The 21,273-nt window shown below is 67.8% G+C and carries 18 protein-coding genes; 7 read left to right on the top strand and 11 right to left on the bottom strand.

From position 1 onward, the window contains the following. Positions 1 to 604: 604 nt before the first annotated feature. A complete protein-coding gene (locus AS181_RS12230) occupies positions 605 to 1,522 on the top strand; it encodes a hydroxymethylglutaryl-CoA lyase (protein WP_058251859.1) in 918 nt (305 codons plus the stop codon). A 47-nt stretch (positions 1,523 to 1,569) separates the two neighbouring features. Here the strand turns inward: AS181_RS12230 and AS181_RS12225 are convergent, their stop codons facing one another. The 3 genes from AS181_RS12225 to AS181_RS12215 form a co-directional block, all read right to left on the bottom strand. Continuing rightward, entirely contained in the window at positions 1,570 to 2,013 is a 444-nt protein-coding gene (locus AS181_RS12225) for a universal stress protein (RefSeq protein ID WP_058251858.1), read from the bottom strand. 167 nt (positions 2,014 to 2,180) lie between these two features. Next, entirely contained in the window at positions 2,181 to 4,337 is a 2,157-nt protein-coding gene (gene uvrB / locus AS181_RS12220; protein ID WP_058251857.1) for an excinuclease ABC subunit UvrB, read from the bottom strand. 20 nt (positions 4,338 to 4,357) lie between these two features. Then, positions 4,358 to 5,023, bottom strand: coding sequence for a hypothetical protein (locus AS181_RS12215; RefSeq protein ID WP_058251881.1), 666 nt, complete (start codon positions 5,021 to 5,023; stop codon positions 4,358 to 4,360). A 94-nt stretch (positions 5,024 to 5,117) separates the two neighbouring features. On the opposite strand from AS181_RS12215, the gene AS181_RS12210 reads away from it, so the two are divergent. Further along, complete coding sequence (locus tag AS181_RS12210; RefSeq protein ID WP_058251856.1) at positions 5,118 to 5,717, top strand: DUF402 domain-containing protein; 600 nt, start codon at positions 5,118 to 5,120, stop codon at positions 5,715 to 5,717. 1 nt (position 5,718) lies between these two features. Here the strand turns inward: AS181_RS12210 and AS181_RS12205 are convergent, their stop codons facing one another. The 4 genes from AS181_RS12205 to AS181_RS12190 form a co-directional block, all read right to left on the bottom strand. Further along, positions 5,719 to 6,111, bottom strand: a complete 393-nt coding sequence (locus AS181_RS12205) for a hypothetical protein (RefSeq protein WP_396275703.1) — start codon at positions 6,109 to 6,111, stop codon at positions 5,719 to 5,721. Between the two features lie 215 nt (positions 6,112 to 6,326). Continuing rightward, the gene (coaE, locus tag AS181_RS12200; RefSeq protein WP_058251879.1) at positions 6,327 to 7,223 is read right to left on the bottom strand and encodes a dephospho-CoA kinase; all 897 of its coding nucleotides are present in this window, start codon (positions 7,221 to 7,223) and stop codon (positions 6,327 to 6,329) included. Between the two features lie 128 nt (positions 7,224 to 7,351). Continuing rightward, complete coding sequence (gene aztD / locus AS181_RS12195; protein ID WP_058251878.1) at positions 7,352 to 8,584, bottom strand: zinc metallochaperone AztD; 1,233 nt, start codon at positions 8,582 to 8,584, stop codon at positions 7,352 to 7,354. A gap of 91 nt (positions 8,585 to 8,675) precedes the next feature. Continuing rightward, complete coding sequence (locus tag AS181_RS12190) at positions 8,676 to 9,422, bottom strand: TetR/AcrR family transcriptional regulator (RefSeq protein ID WP_058251855.1); 747 nt, start codon at positions 9,420 to 9,422, stop codon at positions 8,676 to 8,678. 234 nt (positions 9,423 to 9,656) lie between these two features. Between AS181_RS12190 and AS181_RS12180 the strand changes: the two genes are divergently transcribed. Together AS181_RS12180 and AS181_RS12175 are read left to right on the top strand one after the other, a co-directional pair. After that, the gene (locus tag AS181_RS12180) at positions 9,657 to 11,252 is read left to right on the top strand and encodes a DEAD/DEAH box helicase (protein WP_058251853.1); all 1,596 of its coding nucleotides are present in this window, start codon (positions 9,657 to 9,659) and stop codon (positions 11,250 to 11,252) included. Continuing rightward, entirely contained in the window at positions 11,249 to 11,848 is a 600-nt protein-coding gene (locus AS181_RS12175; protein ID WP_058251852.1) for an SWIM zinc finger family protein, read from the top strand. Before AS181_RS12180 ends, AS181_RS12175 begins: the two co-directional genes overlap by 4 nt. A gap of 76 nt (positions 11,849 to 11,924) precedes the next feature. Here the strand turns inward: AS181_RS12175 and rpsA are convergent, their stop codons facing one another. Then, positions 11,925 to 13,403 carry a 30S ribosomal protein S1 gene (rpsA, locus tag AS181_RS12170; protein ID WP_058251851.1) on the bottom strand — a complete coding sequence of 493 codons (1,479 nt, stop codon included), beginning with the start codon at positions 13,401 to 13,403 and terminating at the stop codon, positions 11,925 to 11,927. A gap of 225 nt (positions 13,404 to 13,628) precedes the next feature. Here rpsA and AS181_RS12165 point away from each other — a divergent pair, with 225 nt between their 5' ends. Together AS181_RS12165 and AS181_RS12160 are read left to right on the top strand one after the other, a co-directional pair. After that, positions 13,629 to 14,207: a 2'-5' RNA ligase family protein gene (locus AS181_RS12165; RefSeq protein ID WP_058251850.1), complete on the top strand. Its 579-nt coding sequence runs from the start codon at positions 13,629 to 13,631 to the stop codon at positions 14,205 to 14,207. Between the two features lie 351 nt (positions 14,208 to 14,558). Further along, positions 14,559 to 15,656 (top strand): class I SAM-dependent methyltransferase, encoded by a 1,098-nt coding sequence (locus AS181_RS12160; protein WP_058251849.1) that lies wholly within the window; start codon positions 14,559 to 14,561, stop codon positions 15,654 to 15,656. Here the strand turns inward: AS181_RS12160 and AS181_RS12155 are convergent. Then, on the bottom strand, positions 15,606 to 18,620 hold the full coding sequence (locus tag AS181_RS12155) for an ATP-binding protein (RefSeq protein WP_231742375.1): 3,015 nt from the start codon (positions 18,618 to 18,620) through the stop codon (positions 15,606 to 15,608). The two genes, AS181_RS12160 and AS181_RS12155, sit on opposite strands and share 51 nt — an antisense overlap. 17 nt (positions 18,621 to 18,637) lie before the next feature. Between AS181_RS12155 and AS181_RS12150 the strand changes: the two genes are divergently transcribed. Beyond that, positions 18,638 to 19,501, top strand: coding sequence for a class I SAM-dependent methyltransferase (locus AS181_RS12150; protein ID WP_058251848.1), 864 nt, complete (start codon positions 18,638 to 18,640; stop codon positions 19,499 to 19,501). Between the two features lie 6 nt (positions 19,502 to 19,507). Here the strand turns inward: AS181_RS12150 and AS181_RS12145 are convergent, their stop codons facing one another. Then, entirely contained in the window at positions 19,508 to 20,314 is an 807-nt protein-coding gene (locus AS181_RS12145; RefSeq protein WP_269434033.1) for an amino acid ABC transporter ATP-binding protein, read from the bottom strand. Next, complete coding sequence (locus tag AS181_RS12140) at positions 20,311 to 21,273, bottom strand: amino acid ABC transporter permease (RefSeq protein WP_058251846.1); 963 nt, start codon at positions 21,271 to 21,273, stop codon at positions 20,311 to 20,313. Before AS181_RS12140 ends, AS181_RS12145 begins: the two co-directional genes overlap by 4 nt.

The following is a 21,273-nucleotide window of genomic DNA, read 5'->3' as shown; positions in this document are numbered from 1 at the left end:
GGCGCGTTGGGCCGCGGTCAGATCCAGTAGATCCGCCCCTCGAGGCGCGCGGAGTGCCCCCGGGCGCCAGTCTCCCCCAGTCCCATCTCGGTGGGACACAGTGTCATCCATGCGTCGTCCGACGTCGGTTTCGGCGGTTGGGTCGCTCGACGATGACGCCCCCGCGTCCCCCCGCAGCGATCGTCGAACAGCAACGAATCATACGCGGTACATCGCATCCGCTTCGGAAAGTGATACATCCCGCACGATCGGCCGTTCCCGACGATCAGACGACTTCGAAAACTGGTGTGACAGATGGGATCACCCGAGTGCGATAAAGCCACACTGGTCACTTTCGTACCGTCTGGCGTGGTTCCGGGACCGTAGGATTCGGTCGTTCGACCGACACCGGGACAGAACGGCATCTCGGACATGGCGTCGCCCGGCGCCGGGAGCGAAGCGAGCGGGCCGAATGAACACCGGCGCCGGTAGCGAAGCGAGCGGGCCGAATGGACACCGGCGCCGGGAGCGAAGCGAGCGGGCCGAACGGACACCGGCGCCGGGAGCGAAGCGAGGGGGCCTCGATCGATGGAGTCGCTGCGCCGGACAAGGCAAGATCGGACTGGTGTCAGACGTGCAGTTGATCGAGGTGGGCCCGCGGGACGGGTTGCAGAACGAGCAGACCCTGCTCTCCGTCGAGGAGAAGGTCGAGCTCATCGCCCGGGCGGTCGACGCCGGCTTGCGCCGGATCGAGGCGGTGAGTTTCGTGAACCCCAAACGCGTACCGCAGATGGCCGGCGCCGAGGAGGTCATGGCCGGGGTGCCCCGCGTGGACGGTGTCTCCTATATCGGGCTCGTCCTGAATCGTCGTGGTCTCGACCGCGCTCTCGCCTCCGCGGTCGACGAGGTGAACGCGGTCGTCGTGGCCACCGAGGCGTTCAGCCGCCGTAATCAGGGCTGCAGCGTCGAGGACACCGTTTCCGCGGCCGTCGACGTGGTGCGCGACGCGCGTGCGGCCGGCCTCGCGACGACGGTGACCATCGCGGTCGCGTTCGGCTGCCCGTTCACGGGCGAGGTCGACCCGCGCCGGATCTCCGACATCGTGGCGCGGTTGACCGATCAGGCCGCCCCGGACGAGATCGCTCTCGCCGACACGATCGGCGTCGGGGTCCCGGCGCAGGTCCGCGATCTCGCCGCCCGCACGACGGATAGTGCGCCCGGTATTCCACAGCGCTGGCACTTCCACAACACGCGGAACACCGGCTACGCGAATGCTCTCACCGCGCTCGATTCGGGTGCCGGCGCCATCGACGCCAGTGTCGGCGGATTCGGTGGGTGTCCGTTCGCGCCCGCGGCGACCGGCAACATCGCGTCTGAGGATCTCGTCTACGCACTCGATCGGTCCGAGGTCATCACGGGTGTCGACATGCAGGGGCTGATCGACACCGCCGCGTGGCTGGGCCGGGCCCTCGACAAGAATGTCCCCGCACTCCTCGGACGTGCCGGAGCATTTCCGGGCGTCCGCGCAGACGGGGACATCTGAGCGGGACCCCATCGGTGCGAACGCACCGGTGGGACACCCTTCGTCGACTATCCGGTGGTGTGGACGATCAGCACGTCGCACGCCGACTTGCGGGCCACATCGGCGGGGACCGATCCGAGGAGCCGGCCGGCGATCGAATTCAGGCCGCGATTGCCCACGACGAGAAGATCGGCCTTGACGTCGCTCACCAACTGCAGGAGCGCGTCGACCGGAGCACCCTTGACCGGGCGCTGCACCACGTTCGACGCACCGGCCTTGGTGGCCCGTTCCTTCGCGGTTCGCAGGATCTCCTCGGTCGGCGTCGATCCGGTGACCTGGTACGCCTCGTCTTTCAGGACATCCGCGGCGTCTCCGGCTCCGCGCTCGTTCGGGAAGTACGCGCACGCGATCACCAACTGAGCGTCGCCCGCGAGTGCACCCGCACGCTCCACAGCCTTCATCGACGACTCGGAGCCGTCCGTTCCGACGACGACGGTTTCGTAAGAGCTCATCCCAACCTCTCGACATGAATTCGCCTCGCTGCCCATCAGCGAGGCGTCATCGCGTATACCCACAATGCAGGGGTCCTGCACGGGGACATTAGTGTGCCACGGGCACGTCTGTCCCCCGTTCGTGGTGATCGGCACATCGTGAACCCGACGCTGCCACCCCGAAGCCGTCACTTGATCCCGGCCGCGTCCATCCCTCGCATCTCCTTCTTCAGATCGGCGATCTCGTCGCGGAGTCGTCCGGCGAGTTCGAACTGCAGATCCCGAGCGGCACTCATCATCTGGTCGGTGAGTTGGGACACGAGGTCGGCGAGCTCGGCGCGGGGCATCATCGACACGTCACGCTTCTCGATGACCCCCGAACTTCCGGCTTTCGACACCTCACCCTGTGCGCGGCGTCCGCGGCTGGAGTTGCGTCCGGAACCGCCGACCGCCACGGCCTCGTCTTCGGCTTCCTTGTAGACCTGGTCCAGGATGTCGGCGATCTTCTTGCGCAGCGGCTTCGGATCGATGCCGTTCGCCTTGTTGTACGCGATCTGCTTCTCGCGACGCCGCTCGGTCTCGTCGATGGCGTTGCGCATCGAGTCGGTGATCTTGTCCGCATACATGTGGACCTCGCCGGACACGTTGCGGGCCGCGCGACCGATCGTCTGGATGAGCGACGTGGTGCTCCGCAGGAAGCCCTCTTTGTCGGCGTCGAGAATCGCGACGAGCGAGACCTCGGGCAGGTCGAGACCCTCGCGGAGCAGGTTGATGCCCACCAGGACGTCGTAATCACCGGACCGCAGCTGGCGGAGCAGTTCGACACGACGCAGGGTGTCGACCTCCGAGTGCAGGTACCGGACGCGGATACCGAGTTCGAGCAGGTAATCGGTGAGATCCTCGGCCATCTTCTTGGTCAGGGTGGTCACCAGGACGCGCTCGTCGCGATCGGTTCGCTCACGGATCTCATGGACCAGATCGTCGATCTGGCCCTTGGTGGGTTTCACCACGACCTGCGGGTCCACGAGCCCCGTCGGACGGATCACCTGTTCGACGAACTCGCCGTTGGACTGGCCCAGTTCGTACGGCCCGGGAGTCGCGGACAGATAGACGGTCTGTCCGATGCGGTCGACGAACTCATCCCATGTGAGCGGTCGGTTGTCGACCGCCGAAGGCAACCGGAATCCGTACTCGACGAGGTTGCGCTTGCGCGACATGTCGCCTTCGTACATGCCGCCGATCTGGGGCACCGTCACGTGCGACTCGTCGATGACGAGGAGGAAGTCGTCCGGGAAGTAGTCGATGAGCGTGGCCGGCGCGCTCCCCGCGGCTCGGCCGTCGATGTGGCGCGAGTAGTTCTCGATGCCCGAGCAGAACCCGACCTGACGCATCATCTCCAGGTCGTAGGTGGTGCGCATGCGCAGACGCTGGGCCTCCAGCAGCTTGCCCTTGCCCTCCAGCTCGGCGAGTCGTTCCTCGAGCTCGCGCTCGATGCTCGCCATCGCCTTCTCCATACGCTCGGGCCCGGCAACATAATGGGTGGCCGGGAAGATGCGCAGCGAGTCGACCTGGCGCACGACGTCACCGGTCAGCGGATGCAGGAAGTACAGCGACTCGACCTCGTCGCCGAAGAACTCGATGCGCACAGCCAGTTCCTCATAGGACGGGATGATCTCGACCGTGTCTCCGCGCACCCGGAAGCTGCCGCGGGTGAACGACATGTCGTTGCGCGTGTACTGGACGTCGACGAGCAGACGCAGCAGGGCGTCGCGATCGATCTCCTGACCGACCTCGATCTCGACGGACCGGTCGAGATAGGACTGCGGCGTACCGAGGCCGTAGATGCAGGACACCGAGGCGACGACGACCACGTCGCGTCGCGACAGCAGGCTCGACGTCGCCGAGTGACGTAGACGCTCGACGTCGTCGTTGATCGACGAGTCCTTCTCGATGTAGGTGTCGGTCTGCGCGATGTACGCCTCTGGTTGGTAGTAGTCGTAGTACGAGACGAAGTACTCGACCGCGTTGTTGGGCAGCATCTCGCGCAGTTCGTTCGCGAGCTGCGCCGCGAGCGTCTTGTTCGGCGCCATCACGAGCGTCGGGCGCTGCACCTGCTCGATGAGCCAGGCCGTGGTCGCCGACTTTCCGGTGCCGGTCGCGCCGAGGAGGACGATGTCCTTCTCCCCGGCCTTGATCCGGCGGGTGAGGTCTTCGATGGCGGCGGGCTGGTCGCCGGCCGGTTCGTACTCGCTGACGACCTGCAGGCGGGCATCGGTCCGCTCGATCTCGCCGACCGGCCGGAACTCCGAGTGCGCGATGACGGGGCGTTCTGCTGCAAAAGCCATAGTGCCAGGGTAAACGCGACCTATGACATCGATGTTCCCGCGGACCGGCGTCCGACGAGCGCGGCGACGAGCACGAGCGCCGAGCACAGCGGGATCGGCTGGCCGACGACGACGAACACCCCGACGTCGGCGAGGACCGCGACGGGCGCCGCGACCCGGACCGCCGGGCCCGGAACCGGCGCCTTGCCGCGGGACCGGCGCGGCACGCGCGACCACGGTTTCGCGATCGACAGCCAGCCCTGGAACGCGATCAACGTGGCCATCAGGACCGTCGACGCGAGCAGGCCGGCCGACGCGACTTCGCGGGCGCGCGCCGCCGAGTCGAGAGCTGGTGAGAGCACCGCGATCCCGACGACGAGCTGGATGACCGTGATCGCGAACTTCACGAGGACCCACCAGTGGAGGAAGAAGCCCCACGGCGTCGTCGCGGACAGCAGGAATCCCGACATCGCGGACACATTGGCAGAGACCACCAGGACCGTGGTGTCGAGGACGTGTGCGGCGACCGCGCCCCCGTCCCCGGGACTCAGCATAAGAACCGCCATCGCGAGCGCCTGGCTCATCCAACAGACCGACGAGAGCACATGTATCCACAGCAGCAGGTGCCGTGCGCACTTGACGGTCGGCCGCGCTGTGATTCGTTCGCGGGCCACTCCACGGCCCCGTTCGGCGACGAAAGTCCTCATGTTCCGACCATCCCGCGAATTGGCGGTCGGACGCATCGGTGAGAACTCGGGCTTTCACCCTGAGATCGTCGGTGAGGCTGTCTAGATTCAGAGCATGACGAGCGATGGCGGGCGCACCGCCGACCCCGGGTCAGGGTCAGCACCGCACCCGCTGCACCCGCCCAAACGCGAGACTTTCGACGTCCCGGCGATGACGAACACCGACAACAAGGGATTCGTTCGGGAGGTCGAGGAGTATCGCGTCACCGACTTCGGGCTGTACATGTCGCGCCACGCTCCCGGGCACCCCAGATTCGACCACCTGGAGTCATGGCTGCTACCCGCCTTGGGGTTGCGCGCCAACATCTTCCACTACCAGGGCGGCTACCGTGAAGGGCAGCGCCTGTACCTGGATGTCGGCCGGTTCGCCGGCCCCGACGACGACGGCCGGTGGCATGCCGAGGACTGGTACCTCGATCTCGTCGACGTGCCGGGCACCCCTCCCCTGCTGCTCGACACCGACGAGCTGCTCGAGGCCCACCGTGAGGGACTGCTCGACACCGCGCAGTGCGTCGAAGCCGTCGGGATCGCCACGCGTGCACTCGTCGGTGCGGCGGAACACGGCAACGACATACAGGCCTGGCTCGACGCCGCGGCGGGTGGCGCGGTGGCCTTTCGCGACCACGACCACCGTCGCCAGGGCGAGGCCCGGTAGATCAGTACGTCGGCAGCACGAAACAGGATCCGTTACGGATGAAGTCGGGGAGCTGGACGCCGGTGCCCACCGTGACCGCCCTCGACTTCTCGACTCCGTCGAGGGTCGCCTTCAGCAGGTAGCGGCCCGGGGTCGACGGCCGCCACTTGGGCCGGATCTCGACACTCGTGGGCTTCTGGTCGTAGATCGTGACCGAGCGCCCGGCGCCCACCAGGGTGACCTTCAGATTCGACTTCGCCGAACGCGGATCGCTGACGAGAACCGACAGTGTGTAGGAACATCCCGCGCCGTACACCCCGTAGTTGAACGAGCCGTTGGCCGACGAGCCGTAACCCGGAAGAGTGTCCACCGCGATGCCCTGCAGCGCCGCCTCCGCCGGCGCGGCCAGCGCCACGCTTGCGCACGCAACTGCACCGAAAGCTATTGCGCCACTGGCAATCCGCGCGCGACTCCGACTTCCCCGACCGACCATGCTGTACTCCACTCCTGGGCTTCGTCCTCAGCGACCACCCCCACCGCGGGGGCGTGCGACTCACAAGTTAGCAGCGGACGGGGCAGCATGTGCCAATTTTGGCAACGTTTGTAGTCAGTTTTTGTGCCAACCGCCGGTCAGCGTGTCACGACCCGCACCGCGGCCGGCCGCCCCGGGTCACAGGACCCGTACTGATCCGGTCCGGCCGGTGCGAATCCACCGTCGGCGAGACGATCCGCCAAGCCCTCCGCGGCGCCGGCGTCACGTGCGGTCACCCGCAACTCGACCGTCGCCGGGTTGACGATGTCGACCGCGGTGGCCAGTTCGCCGGCGAGCGCCCACAATCGGTTCACCAGACGCGCGGACGGACCATCGGGATTCGGTTCTGCTGCCACGAGCCCGGGCACCGACTCGGCGACGCGACGCTCGCGGACGTTCAGCTCGAGCGGCACGAGGCGCTCGTCCCAGACCCGGGCGGCCGATGCCGCCAGTTCCTCGGGGGCGCCCGAGTTGTCCAGCCATACGTCGGCCACGGCACGACGCTGCTCGTCGGTCGCCTGCGCGGCGATGCGGGCACGGGCATCGGCCTCGGCGACACCCCGCATGGTGGTCAGCCGGTGCAACCGCACGTCGGCCTCGGCGAACACGATCACGACCAGATGGAAGAACGGCGCCGTGTGGTTCTCGACCAGCAGCGGGATGTCTTGCACCACAATTGCGTCGGCCGGTGCGTCGTCGAGCATGGCCTGGGTCCGCGCACCGATGAGCGGGTGGGTGATGCCGTTGAGCGTCAGCCGCGACTCGTCGTCGACGAAGGCCTTCGCCGCGAGAGCCGGACGATCGAGACTCCCGTCGGCGGCCAGGATGTCCGGACCGAACGCCTCGACGAGCGCAGCCAGACCCTCGGATCCCGGCTCGACCACCTCCCGGGCGACCTTGTCCGCGTCGATGATGTACGCGCCCCGCTCGACGAACGTCTTTGCCACAGTCGATTTGCCGGCCCCGATGCCACCGGTCAGCCCAAGCCTGATCACGCCCACCAGTGTGACAAATTCCGTCTGCGACACGTTGGAAGGGCCCCGCCGAGAACCAGAGACCCCGTCTCGCGCGATGACCCTCAGCTGGTCACGACGTCGAGACGAGGTCTCCTCGGGTTGTGGTATCAGCCGGTGACGGCCGCCAGTTCGATGGTCTCGTGCGGCAGGTCCGCCTCGCCGACCTTCTCGTTCTTGTTCAGATCGACGGCGACGATCTTCTTGGCAGCCGGGTCGCTGACGTAGGCGATGCCCTCCTGCACCACGACGTTCGGCATCGGGGACTGCCACTCGTCGGGTTCGGTCCACGCGCCGATGGCGGGGATCGTGGCGGTCTTGGCCGCCGTGTCGGCGTCGAAGACGTGTAGGGCACCGTCGGTTCCCAGGATCACGGCGGACCCGCCGGGACCGCGCTCGATGGACCGGAAGCTGTAGGAGGTGCCGAGGTCGACGAGCCGGAGCTGGCCGGTGCGGGTGTCGGTGAGCGAGAACCGGGTCGGCCGTTCGAGTTCGGCGTCCGGATCGGACTTGTAGTCGCCGAGGATGATCGGGGACTCCTCGCTGCCGGCCTGGTTGCCGATGCGGCCGTACTCGTCGGGGCTCTCGACCTTGCGGATGTCGTTCCCGTTCACGATGAGCAGTCCGTCCTCGCAACCGAAAGCGAGCACTCCGCCGGCGCCGGCGGCCTCGCCATGCACACCCGGGCACTGGTCGTTGCGCACGATCTCCTTGCGCTCCGGGTCGAGGATCGCGATGCCGCTGCGCGACTCCTCGTTTCCGGCGGTGACGACGACCGTGCCGTCCTCACGTAATACCGCGACCCCGTGGTGCGGCTCGGGAAGTGTGAACGAGGTCGACGCCGGGTTCCCGCGCAGGAGCTCGGCGGGCTCGACGATGTCGACCTGGCCCGTGCCGTCGGTGAAGAGGGCGATCCGGGAGTCGTGTGGCACAACGTGTCCCGGCTCTTCACCGCCGAACGTCATGTCGGTGAGGGCCGGTGTCGTCGTGTAGTAGTGACCATGGTCGCCGTGTTGACGCGTCCAGGTACCCATGTCGAGAACCCGGAACCCGTCCGACTCCGAGACGAACACATTACGGCCGTTGTCGGCGCTGTTGAGTCGGATGAAGCCGTCGATCGGGAGGTCGGCGACCTGCTCCAACGACTCCGCGTCGAGGACCAGGATGCCGCCGTCGTAGCTGAGCGCGAGGCGCGGCGTGGCGCTCTGCTGCTCGACGGCCGCGGCCGAGCTGGAGGCGGGCGCGGATTCGCTCGAATCCTCGCTCCCGCAGGCGACGAGCGCGAACGACGCGGCGGTGAGAAACGCGAGAGAGCGGGTCAGTTTTGTCCGTTGTGCAAACACCCGAACAGTGAACATGGATATGAAAATCATTGTCAACAACGCATGGGATGATGGTGGCCCGCAACGGCCGCTCCTCGCGAACACCCCGGCATCAGGCCAGCAACGGCCGCAACCCGTCGAGCACGCGGGCGAGTCCGAATTCGAAGGCGTCATCGGGGGCGCCGGGCGCCTGATGGATCTCTCCGACCGCACTGCCGACCCGATCCGACAGGGGGTACGCACCATCGGGGATGACCGCCGCGAGTTCAGGACCGACGATCTCCCACCATCGCGCGTCGCTCATCCCGGATTCCTCGGCGGCCGTCCGCTCCCCGACCGCCTCGCGGGCGTTGCCGGCCACGAAGGCACCGAGCAGTGCGATGATGTGGTCTCGCTGGACATCCGAGATGTCGGTCGCCTCGAGCAGTTCGAGCTGCCGCTCGTACCGGGCCAGGCGGTGCGGGCCCAGCACCTGGCGCCACGGCGAGGCCGCCAGCAGCCATGGGTGGTCGAGACACTCGGCACGCAGTGCGCGCGCGACTCCCGCCAGGGACTCGACGACGGTCGGTGCCGGCCCGGGCATCGGAGTCCGTGCTGTCACGTGATCGATCATGAGCGCCACCAGCACGTCACGCGTCGGCACGTAGGTGTACAGACTCATCGGCCCGACGCCGAGTTCGGCGGCCAGGGCGCGCATCGAGACGGCACCGAGCCCGCGCTCGTCCGCGAGGTCGATCGCCGCCGTCACGATGTCGTCGACCGACACCCGCTGCCGCGGCCCCCGCCGCGGACCGCCATCTCCGGCCTCGGCCCGCCAGAGCAGTCGGACCAGCGTGCGTGCATCATCTGCGGTCGACACGGCGACGCCTTTCCCGTACGGTGTACTGAGTCATAACCCCGTACACCGTACCAAGAGGAGCGTCCACTGCCCACTCAGGCCACCTATCTGCCGGACCTGCACCAGTTCGCGCTCTGGTCTTCCCACCAGTCCGATGCCGGAAACCTGTCGGACACCTGCCGTCTCGCGGTCCCGGACGGCCGCGACCTCGTCGTTCGCGACGTCCGCTGCGAACTCGTCGATCCCCCGGCACTCCTGGCCGCGTGCGACCAGGGTGATCCGAGCCGAGTCGCGGAGTCGGTCGAAGCGTGGCGACGCACACTCGCCGGCGACTCCGCGACACCGCTGCCGCTCGCCGCACACGCCGAGATCGATCCCACCGGGACGGCGGTGACGACTGCGGACTTCGCCCGTACAGCGCTGCAGGAGTCTCTCGCCGCCGAGGACATACTGCGAGACACTCTGCGAGCCCACCTGCGGCCGTATCAGATTCGCGGTATCGCCTGGCTGGCCCGCACCGTGGAGGTCACCGGCGGTGCCGTGCTGGCCGACGAGATGGGACTGGGCAAGACCGTCCAGGCGATCGGACTGCTGACGCTTCGGGCGCACGAGGGACCACAGCTGGTCGTCTGCCCGACCAGCCTCGTGACCAATTGGAGTCACGAGGTGGCCCGCTTCGCGCCTGATCTGAACGTGTACACCGGCCCCCTCGACCATGCGCCGGACGGGCCCGGTTCGATCACCGTGATCTCCTACGCGAGACTGCGACTGAGCATCGCCGACGTCCGTCGATTCGACTGGGCCACAGCCGTGTTCGACGAGGCGCAGGCCCTGAAGAACCCGCGCACCCAGGTGTCACGCGCGGCGCGCACCGTCGGCGCCCGGGCTCACGTCGCGTTGACCGGCACTCCCATCGAGAACAGTCTCGACGACCTCTGGGCGATTCTCCGGGTCGTCGCGCCCGCACTGTTTCCTCACCGGGCGGTGTTCCGGCGGCGCTTCACCAAAGCCGTGGACGACGGCGACGCCGGCGCGCTGCGACGACTTCGGGTGGCGGTCGCGCCGGTGATGTTGGCGCGCACCAAATCCCGTGTGGCCTCGGCGCTGCCGCCGAAGATCGGCAATCCGGTGCTCGTCGATCTCACCGACGAACAGGCGCAGCTCTACGACGCTCACCTCGCGCGCGTGGAAGACACCGGCTTCGGCGACGGATTCGAACGACACGGACGGATTCTCGCCACACTCACCCGGCTCAAGCAGATCTGCAACCATCCCGGCCTCGTCACCGGCGACACCCGGGTGCTCGCGGGACGCTCGGGCAAGCTCGACGTGTGCACAGAGATCCTCGGTGACAACCTGCGTACCGGCTCCCCCACGCTCGTCTTCACCCAGTACCGGGAAACCGGTGAACTCCTCGTCCGGCACTTCGCCGAACAACTGGCGGTCGAGGCACCGTTCTTCCACGGCGGTCTCTCGGCGAGCCGTCGCGACGAACTCGTCGCCGCCTTCCAGTCGGGCGATGGCCCCGGTCTGATGGTCATGAGCCTCAAAGCCGGCGGCGTCGGACTCACCCTCACGCGCGCCTGCGACGTCATCCACTTCGACCGCTGGTGGAATCCGGCGGTCGAGGCCCAGGCGTCCGACCGCGTGCACCGAATCGGCCAGGAACGTCCCGTCACGATCACCACCTTGACCTCGGCCACATCCCTCGAAGAGCACATCGATCGCCTGCACCGGCGCAAGTCCATGCTCGGCGCGCACGCGGACGACACGTCCGCTCTCACCGAGCTGACCGGCCTCGACGACGAGCGATTGATGGACATCCTGCGGCGTCACCGGGAGGCGCGATGACCAGCACTCCTGCCGAATTCGGGTTCACCCGCTGGGGCGCCGAGATCGTCCGGCTCGCCGAGCCGATCTCGGCGCGTGGCCCCAACGCCTCGGCGCCACGAGCCCGCAGTGTCGCCCGCAACGGCGGCGTCACGCTCACCGTCGACGGACGTTCGGTCAGCGGTCTGGTGCAGCGTGGCGGCGAGGCGTCGATGGCACATCTCGAGTTCGATGCCATGTCCCCGGCGACCACGACGACGCTGCGGGAGGTGCTCGGCGAGTCCACCGAACCGACCGACGACATGCACCGTCGCCTCATCGAAGCGGCGTCGTGGTCGTCACCGGTTCTCGAGGTCGCCGACTGCTCCTGCCGCGCCCGCGGCGACCGGTGCCTGCACATCCTCGCCACGCTTTATGCCCTCGCCGCGGCCGTCGATCGAGAGCCCTTGCTGGCCCTCCGCCTGCGCGACTTCGAAGCACGGCTCAGCGGAGTCGCCGAAGGCGCGGACCACCCCGATGGATCACCGAGCCGGATGCCGCTACGGTGGGCGGCCCTGACGACCTTCGACGCCCGGGACTACTGGAGTGCTCGGCGTCGCACCGGGGCGCCCGACTGACCGTCGGCACCAGACGAGAGAAGCCCTCCCGGTTTCCCGGGAGGGCTTCTTCATGGTGCTCGGTGAGCGAGGCGTGTCAGGCGTTGCCCGACAGCTTCTCACGCAGTGCGGCGAGCTGCTCGTCGCTGGCCAGCGAACCGCCGGCCGACGATCCGCCGGTCGAGCTGCTGCTCGACGACGATCCGCCGCGGCTCTCCGACGCCGACGAGTAGTCGGTCGGGGCGTTGGCGGCCTCGGCGGCAGCAGCGGCGAACTTCTCCATCTGGGCGGTGTGCATCTTGTGGCGACGCTCGGCCTCGGCGTACCGGGCCTCCCATGCCTCACGCTGCTTCTCGAAGCCTTCGAGCCACTCGTTGGTCTCGGCGTCGAAGCCCTCGGGGAAGATGTAGTTGCCCTGCTCGTCGTAGCTGTCGGCCATGCCGTACTTCGAGGGGTCGAACTCCTCGGTGTAGTCCTCGTTGGCCTGCTTCAGGCTCAGCGAGATCCGACGACGCTCCAGGTCGATGTCGATGACCTTGACCATCGCGTCGTCACCGACGGCGACGACCTGATCCGGCACCTCGACGTGGCGCTCGGCCAGCTCGGAGATGTGGACCAGACCCTCGATGCCCTCGTCGACCCGGACGAACGCACCGAACGGCACCAGCTTGGTGACCTTGCCCGGCACGATCTGGCCGATGGCGTGGGTGCGGGCGAACTGGCGCCAGGGATCTTCCTGAGTTGCCTTGAGCGACAGCGACACACGCTCGCGGTCCAGATCGACGTCGAGGACCTCGACGGTGACCTCGTCGCCGACGGCGACGACCTCGGACGGGTGATCGATGTGCTTCCAGGACAGCTCCGAGACGTGGACCAGACCGTCGACGCCGCCGAGATCGACGAACGCACCGAAGTTGACGATCGAGGACACGACGCCCTTGCGGACCTGGCCCTTCTGCAGCTGGTGCAGGAACTCGCTGCGGACCTCGGACTGGGTCTGCTCGAGCCATGCGCGACGCGACAGGACCACGTTGTTGCGGTTCTTGTCGAGTTCGATGATCTTGGCCTCGATCTCCTTGCCGATGTACGGCTGCAGATCGCGGACGCGGCGCATCTCCACGAGCGATGCCGGGAGGAAGCCGCGCAGGCCGATGTCCAGGATCAGGCCGCCCTTGACGACCTCGATGACGGTGCCCTTGACGGCCTCGTCCTTCTCCTTGAGCTCCTCGATGGTGCCCCAAGCCCGCTCGTACTGCGCACGCTTCTTGGAGAGGATCAGACGGCCTTCTTTGTCCTCCTTGGTGAGGACCAGGGCTTCGACCTCGTCACCGACGTTGACGACCTCATTGGGGTCGACGTCGTGCTTGATCGACAGTTCGCGAGAAGGGATGACGCCTTCGGTCTTGTAACCGATGTCGAGCAGAACCTCGTCCCGGTCGACCTTGACGATGGTGCCTTCCACGATGTCGCCATCGTTGAAGTACTTGATCGTGGAGTCGATGGCGGCGAGAAAGTCCTCGGCAGTGCCGATGTCATTGACGGCTACTTGCGGCGAGGTGATCGTGGGGGACGACATATGTTGAGTTGCTCCGGACAGGTGTGTAGTAGGTACGATTCTGCAAAGCTCTGTTGATCGACACCACCTGGACCGGCCTGTCACCGGTCAGGGCAGGTGCGAACCGCGCGTCATCGGGCACACGCGCGTGTAGAAGCCTACTCTAGCGGCATTGTGCTGGGCAAATGGCTCGTCTCACGAGGCCGCCAGGACGTGCGGCCCGACGGGAGATGAGACGATCCCCACGTGGCGCACTCACTCGAACTGCTCCTCGACGACTCGTCCGACCAGCAGGTTCGGGCCGAATGGGACGCCCTCGCCGCTGCCGGACTCCCCCATCAGGGTCGCGTCGCGTCGCCGACGAATCGGCCCCACGTGACGCTGGTGGCCGCGTCCCGGATCGACGGGAACGCCGATGCGGCACTGGCCGCGGTCGCCATGCGCCTGCCGGTGGGCATGCGGCTCGGCGCTCCGATCGTCTTCGGCGGCGGTCTACGATCCACGCTCGCGCGGCTCGTGGTGCCGTCGAGCGAACTACTGTCGGTCCACGCCCAGGTCTCGCGGCTATCCGCCGAATTCGTCGACCCCGAGCCGGCCGACACGGCGACAGCCTCGACCGATGGTCGCCGAATGCCGTTCGCGCACACCGTTCCCGGGCAGTGGACCCCGCACGTCACCCTCGCGCGGCGGATGGACGCCGAACAGCTCGTCCGCGCCTTCGACATCCTCGACATCCGCGCCGAGATCGTCGGCGAGTTCACCGCACTGCGACGCTGGGATCCAGATGCGGGAACCGACGTCGTGCTCGCGGGGCGGGCCTGCTGATCGCACTGCGGGTCAGACGGAGGAGCCGCCGTTTCCCCGTCGGCCCGGCAACGCGCCGAGTAGCCGACGAAGCCGGGAGTCCGGACGGAACCGCGGGCAGGACCGCTCGCCGCAGAGCGCGCAGTCCGTACCCGTCCGGTAGTGCTCGTGAGCCGATCGGTCGTGACCGCATCGGCAAGTCTGGTCGCCCACGGCGCTCAGGTTACCCAAGCAGGGTCTTCGGACCGGGGTCGTCGAAGGTTGTGACCCACGTCGTCGCCACGGCGACGAGCGCGTCCCACCTCCACCGGGTGAAGGCCTCCGAGATCACGATGAGAGTGACCTGAGAGCCCACGGCCCGATGATCTGGGTATGACCGAAACACTGAGATCCTCCACCGATCGACCAGCACCGAGCGCCGACGAGTTCGCCGAACGACTCTTCGGTTCGACGCTCGCCACCGCCGAGACCATGAGCGTGTACCTCGGCGACCGCCTCGGCTGGTACCGATGCCTGGCCGAATCGGGACCCCTCACCGCCGACGGGTTGGCCGAACGGACCGACACCAACGCACGCTATGCCCGGGAATGGCTGGAGATGCAGAGCGCCTTCGGCATTCTCGACGCGGACCTGACCACCCGGCCGCACACCTTCGCGATCTCGCCGGGCGTCGCCGAAGTACTCACCGACACCACCAGCCTGTCGTACCTCGGCGCCCTCCCCCGCATGTTCGCGGCGTCGGCACGCCATCTCCCGGAGCTGCTCGATGCCTACCGGAACGGTGGGGGCGTCAGCTGGGAGACCCTGGGCGCCGACGCACGGGAGTGCCAGGCCGATCTCAACCGGCCCTGGTTCGACGCGCGTCTCGCACCCGCGCTGGCCGGCGTCGAAACCCTGCACGAGCGGTTGTCGCGGCCCGGGGCGCGGATCGCCGACGTCGGGTTCGGAGCGGGCCACTCGACCATCGCACTCGCACGGGCCTACCCGGAGGCCACCTTCATCGGGCTCGACGTCGACGAGGCGTCGGTACGGATGGCCCGTGCGCATGCCGAGTCGGCGGGTGTCACCGACCGCGTGACGTTCCTCGTCGCCGACGGCGACGAGGCCGCGGCGCACGGCCCGTTCGACGCCGCCTTCGCGTTCGAGTGCCTACACGACATGCCGCGGCCGGTCGAGGTCCTCGCCGCGGTCCGGCGCGCACTGGCGCCCGGAGCTTCCCTGATCGTCATGGATGAAGCCGTATCCGACGAGTTCGACGGTCCCGCAGACGATCTCGACAAGATCATGTACGGGTTCTCGTTGCTGGTGTGTCTGCCGGACTCGATGAGTTCACCACGGTCCGCGGCCACCGGCACGGTGTTCCGACCGTCGACGCTGCGTCGGTACGCGCACGACGCGGGTTACGCCGACGTGACGGTCCTACCCATCGAGGATTTCAGCTTCTTCCGCTTCTACGAGCTGACGACCTGACCCCGCCGGTGCGCGCCCGGCCCGCAACGAGGTGACGGCGACGGCGACGACATCGGACGGAGCCGTGGCGGCACCGGTCGCGACGAGATCGACCGTCACCGCCTCGCCCAACGCGGCTCGGATTCGATTCTCGACGGAACCAAGTCGCCCGATGTCGTTCCCGAACGGATCGGACCCGGCCGCCTCGTGTGCGCGCCGGGTGGCACCGAGGATCAGAGCCGCCTGTTCGCACCGCCCGAGATCGACCAGGACGTCGATCACCGAGCGCAGGGTCACCCACTGATTCGTCCAGTTTCCCGCTTGCCGAAAATGCTCGAGCACCTCCACGTACGCCCGGGCGGCGGCGTCGGTTGCGCCGGAACGGGCCTCGATCGACGCCCGCGACGCCATCGCCACCCCGAGCAGGTACCGGTCACCGTGCCGGCGCGCGGACTCGATGGCACCCTCGAGGAGTTGCCGCGCCCGCCCGGGATCGGCGTCGAGCAGACACTCGCCGGACACGTAGCGACACCAGGCCGCGACAACGTCTTCACCCGCTGTGGCACAGGCGATCTCGAGGGACCGCGCGGCCGGGTACGCGTCCTCGCCGCGGTAGGCGCGGATGAGCAGTGCACTGATGTCGGCCATGTGCGCCGCACCCGGCATGCCGGCCGCCAGAGCGAGTTCGCGGAACGTCCGCGCGTCGTCGAGCGCAGTGTCGAGATCTCCCTGAAACAGGCCGATCTCGACGAGCATCATGTGGAGGTAAACGCGGACCGACGGGTCGGGGCCGGCGTCGAGGCCCCGGCGCGTGCACCGCCGCGCGGTCGGCAGGTCGCCGTCGAAGCGGGCACCGCCGGCCGACACCGCCCACACCGCGGACCCGAGCGACGAGTCGTCGTGACGGTCGATGAGCATCCGCGCCCATGCGGTGACCTCCGGACTCATGGTCAGTTCGAGGAAGGGGATCGACCCCTGCAGGATGGTGTCGGCGAGAGTGGGATCGTGAACACTCGCATGGTCGATCGCCTGCCGCACATCGTCGAGCCGTGCATCGACCAGGCGCGCGGCGTCGAGGTGTCCGCGACCGTAGACCTCGCACCCCAACGGACCCAGCCAGTCCGCCACCCACGCGGTGTGCGCACACCGCGCACCGGCGAGGGCGTCCCGACTCGCCAGTGCATCGATACCGAAGGCGCGCAACGTCTCCAGGAGTAGATAACCCCCCGGGTCCGCCGACACCATGCACGCGTCGACCAGTTCGGCCATCGCATCGGCCACGTCTTCGCGGTCCAGCACTCCCGTCGCCGCGGCCAGGAACTCCGCATCGTCGAGCCCGAACCGGGAGGGGAAGATGCTGAGGACGTCGAACAGACCACGCGCCGGGTCGCTCAGCAGTCCATAGGACCAGTCGACGAGTGCGTGCAGGCTCCGGTGCCGGGGCGCGATCCCGCGCGGACCGCGCAGGACCCGGAAACGCCAGTGCAGTCGGTCGACGAGCACTGCCGGCGGTATCGCGCGCGCCTTCGTCGCCGCGAGCTCGACACCGAGCGGCAGGCCGTCGAGCCGTCGGCAGATCTCCGCGATCGCCGGCGCAGTTGCTTCGTTCAGCTCGAAGCGCGGATCGCGTGCCCGGGCACGGACACAGAACAGCCGGACGGCATCCGACGACTCGATGGCGGCGGGCGCCGCATCCACGTCCGGCACCGGAAGTGGATCGAGGGAGATGATCTGTTCGGCGGCAATTCCCAGCGGCACCCGTGAGGTCGCGAGCACCGTGATATCGGGGCACCGATCCTGCAGCGCGACAACGAGTTCGACCGCTGCCTCGAGGACGTGCTCACAATTGTCGAGCACGAGCAGTCCGCGTCGACCGGTCAGCGCGCCGGTGAGTGCGTCCAGGGCCGCGACATCGCGACGCATCGACAGGCCTGTCGCCGACGCCACCAGGTGCACCACCGCGTCGCGGATCGCGACCGCTGCCAGTTCGGCGAACCAGACGGGACGGTCACTCGCCGACCGGACATGGTGCCGGACAAGCGCCGTCTTGCCGACACCACCGGGGCCGAGGACCGTGACGACCCCGCGTCCCCGCACGGTGGCCGCCAGGCCCGTCAGGTCGGCATCCCGGCCTATCAATTGGCCCGAATCATGGTTCGCCGTATCGATTTCGGTATGTGGTAACGCGACTGTTCCGGCCGCCCGCCGATCCCCGCGGACGCGGCGCGGCGGCGGGTCCCCGTCGAGGATGCGGGCATGCAACTCGCGGACCGACGGGGCCGGGTCCGTGCCGAGATCCTCCGCAAGGCGTCGACGCAACCGTTGGTAGGCATCGAGCGCCTCGGCCGCACGATCCGTCCGCCACAGCGCCGCCATGACCCGGAGGTGGAGCCCCTCGCGGTAGGGATGATCATCGACGAAGGGCAGCAACCGGACATAGGCGTCTTCCGGACGGCCGAGGGTGACCAGGGCATCGGCAGCCGTCTCCGCGGCCAGGACACGCCGTTCGAGGAGCGCCGCGACCTCCGGCTGCGCCCAGGCACAGTCGGCGAACTCGCCGTATGGCGTTCCATGCCACAGACTCTCGGCCTGGTCGAGCAGATCGACAGCCAGCTGGGCCTCGGCATCGACGACGGCGACGGCCCGTGCCACGGTGTCGTCGAAGAGCAGTGCGTCGACATCGGTCCGATCGACGAGGAGCGTGTACCCGGGCGCGGTCGTGACGACTCGCAGACGGCCGTCGACCTGACGTCGCCGCAAGGTGGTTCGCAGTCGGAAAACGAGGTTGTGCAGGGCCGACTCAGGTGTGGCCGGCGGCGCGTCGGCCCACAGGATGTCGGTCAGCCAGTCCACATCGGCAACCGCATTCGCGCGCAATGCCAGCGCGGCGAGCAGACAGCGGAGGCGAGGGGTGCCGAACTGCGGTCGGGACACACCCGCGTCATCCGGTGTGTCCACCGGACCCAGCAGAGTGAGACAGACCATGGCCTTATCATCGCAGGATGTCCCCCAACCAGGCGGAATCCGAACAAACGACATCGAACGGCCCGGGGTCGAGCCGCCCCCCGAGGGTCCTCGGCGACGTGGACTCGGCGACCAGTGACCGTGCCAGCCGGTGGTGGTGGGATCACGACGCGGAGAACTACCACGTCGAGCACGGCGACTTTCTCGGTGCCCATGCCGCGGGCGGGGATTTCGTGTGGTGTCCGGAGGGTTTACGCGAGGCCGATGTACGGCTGTTGGGGGACATCGAAGACCAGGACATCCTCGAGATCGGCTGCGGTTCGGCGCCCTGCGCCCGGTGGCTGGCCGCGCACGGCGCGCGCGCAGTGGGCGTCGACCTGTCGCGCCGGATGCTGGGCATCGGACTCGACGCGATGGCCGCCGAAGGGGTGCGGGTCCCGCTCGTCCAGGCGACCGCCGAGACCCTGCCCTTCGCGTCCGCGTCGTTCGACGCCGCGTGTTCGGCCTTCGGCGCGGTACCGTTCGTCGCCGACTCGGCCGGCGTCATGAGCGAGGTCGCACGGGTCCTGAAACCCGGGGGGCGTTGGGTTTTCGCCGTCAATCACCCGATGCGCTGGATGTTCCTCGACGATCCCGGGCCGGAGGGCCTGACCGTACGCATTCCCTATTTCAACCGCACGCCGTACACCGAGACCGATGCCGACGGAACGTTGACCTACGTCGAACACCACCGCACCATCGGCGACCGTGTTCGCGAACTCCGGGCCGCCGGATTCATTCTCGACGACATCATCGAACCCGAGTGGCCGGACGGTTTCGACCGCACCTGGGGGCAATGGAGCCCGTTGCGCGGCAGCTACTTTCCGGGAACAGCCATCTTCTGCAGCCACAAGGCCGACTAGCGGCGCTCACAGCAGCTTCGACAAGAACTCCCGAGTGCGCTGTTCTCTCGGATCGGCGAGGACCTGACGAGGGTTCCCCTTCTCCACGACGACGCCGCCGTCCATGAACACGAGCTGGTCGGCGACCTCCCGGGCGAAACCCATCTCGTGCGTGACGACCAGCATGGTCATGCCCGACGCAGCCAGCTCACGCATCACCTTCAGGACATCGCCGACGAGTTCGGGGTCGAGCGCCGAGGTGGGTTCGTCGAACAACATGAGTTTGGGGTCCATCGCGAGCGCACGCGCGATGGCGACACGCTGCTGCTGGCCACCCGACAGCTGGGCCGGATAGGCGTCGGACCGGTCGGACAGGCCGACCCGGTCCAGTAGATAGCGGGCTTTGTCGACCGCCTCCGAACGTGACTGACGCTTCACCTGCATCGGCGCCTCGATCACGTTCTCGAGGGCCGTGCGGTGCGGGAACAGATTGAAATGCTGGAAAACCATGCCGATGTCGCGTCGCTGGGTCGCCGCGTCCTTGGCACTCATCTCGTGGAGCTTGCCGTTGCGTTCCCGGTAGCCGATCAGATCGCCGTCGACGTAGAGCCGGCCGGCGTTGACGACTTCGAGGTGGTTCACACAGCGAAGAAATGTGGACTTCCCCGATCCCGACGGACCGATGAGACACAGCACCTCGCCGCGCGCCACCTCCAGCGAGATCCCCTTGAGGACCTGGACCGAACCGAAGCTCTTGCAGACCCGGTCGGCCACCACCATCGGCGGCGGCGATCCGCCTGCGGCCGGTGCGGCCGTGTCTTCTGCGGGACTCATGCCTTCTCTCCCCCTGCCGGCCCGGCGGCGCCGCCGGGCGCCGTGGCCGCGCCGTCGGCCATCGTCTTGAGTTGCCGCGCCGTGAGCTGTCGGGTCGCGCCCTTCGCGTAGTAGCGCTCCACGTAGTACTGGCCCACCATCAGGACGCTGGTGATGACGAGGTACCACGTGGACGCGACGAGAAGCAGCGGGATCGGCTCGAAGATCACGCCCGAGATGTCCCGCTGTCGTCCGTAGAGGTCGAGGGTGAGCGGCACCGCCGCCACCAGGCTCGTGGTCTTGAGCATGCTGATCAGCTCGTTGCCGGTGGGCGGGATGATCACCCGCATGGCCTGGGGCAGCACCGTTCGTCGCATGGTCTGCGCCCACGACATACCCAGTGCCACCGACGCCTCGGTCTGTCCCTCACCGACCGAGGACACACCGGCGCGGACGATCTCGGCCATGTACGCGGCCTCGTTCAGGCCGAGTCCGATGACCGCGAAGAGGAACGCGGCGTTGAGCGTCTGGATGTCGAGCGACACGAACTGGTGCACGAACGGTATGCCGAGGTCGATCTGCTTGTAGATCGCCGGGAACAGGCCCCAGAAGACCAGCTGCACATACACGGGGGTGCCGCGGAAGATCCACAGATACACCCACGATGTGCCGCGCAACACCGGGTTCGGGCTCAACCGCATGATCGCGAGGACGACGCCGAGCACGATGGCGATGGCCATCGACAGCAGGGTCAAAGCGAGGGTGTAACCGACCCCCGACAGGATGCGCGAGTCGAAGAGATAGTTGCCGTACGTGCCCCAGCTGTAGGCCTCGTTGGTGGCGGCACCGTAGATGAACAGTGCGCCCAACACGACGATGATCACCGCCGCGACCCACTGTCCGGGACGACGGAGCGGAACCGCCTCGATCGGTTCGGGTTCGCCCGGCGGTGACGCGGCGGTGCTGTGCGGTGACGTCAT

Source organism: Gordonia sp. SGD-V-85, assembly GCF_001456905.1.
Lineage (GTDB): Bacteria > Actinomycetota > Actinomycetes > Mycobacteriales > Mycobacteriaceae > Gordonia > Gordonia hongkongensis.
This window is presented reverse-complemented; position numbering and strand designations above follow the sequence as displayed.

What these genes read in the sequence shown, in the direction of transcription:
- AS181_RS12225 (WP_058251858.1), bottom strand. Translation starts at nt 2,013, where the DNA reads ATGAGCTCTTACGAAACCGTCGTCGTCGGAACGGACGGCTCCGAGTCG.
- uvrB (WP_058251857.1), bottom strand. Translation starts at nt 4,337, where the DNA reads ATGGCTTTTGCAGCAGAACGCCCCGTCATCGCGCACTCGGAGTTCCGG.
- AS181_RS12215 (WP_058251881.1), bottom strand. Translation starts at nt 5,023, where the DNA reads ATGAGGACTTTCGTCGCCGAACGGGGCCGTGGAGTGGCCCGCGAACGA.
- AS181_RS12210 (WP_058251856.1), top strand. Translation starts at nt 5,118, where the DNA reads ATGACGAGCGATGGCGGGCGCACCGCCGACCCCGGGTCAGGGTCAGCA.
- AS181_RS12175 (WP_058251852.1), top strand. Translation starts at nt 11,249, where the DNA reads ATGACCAGCACTCCTGCCGAATTCGGGTTCACCCGCTGGGGCGCCGAG.
- rpsA (WP_058251851.1), bottom strand. Translation starts at nt 13,403, where the DNA reads ATGTCGTCCCCCACGATCACCTCGCCGCAAGTAGCCGTCAATGACATC.
- AS181_RS12160 (WP_058251849.1), top strand. Translation starts at nt 14,559, where the DNA reads ATGACCGAAACACTGAGATCCTCCACCGATCGACCAGCACCGAGCGCC.
- AS181_RS12155 (WP_231742375.1), bottom strand. Translation starts at nt 18,620, where the DNA reads ATGGTCTGTCTCACTCTGCTGGGTCCGGTGGACACACCGGATGACGCG.
- AS181_RS12150 (WP_058251848.1), top strand. Translation starts at nt 18,638, where the DNA reads ATGTCCCCCAACCAGGCGGAATCCGAACAAACGACATCGAACGGCCCG.
- AS181_RS12145 (WP_269434033.1), bottom strand. Translation starts at nt 20,314, where the DNA reads ATGAGTCCCGCAGAAGACACGGCCGCACCGGCCGCAGGCGGATCGCCG.
- AS181_RS12140 (WP_058251846.1), bottom strand. Translation starts at nt 21,273, where the DNA reads ATGACGTCACCGCACAGCACCGCCGCGTCACCGCCGGGCGAACCCGAA.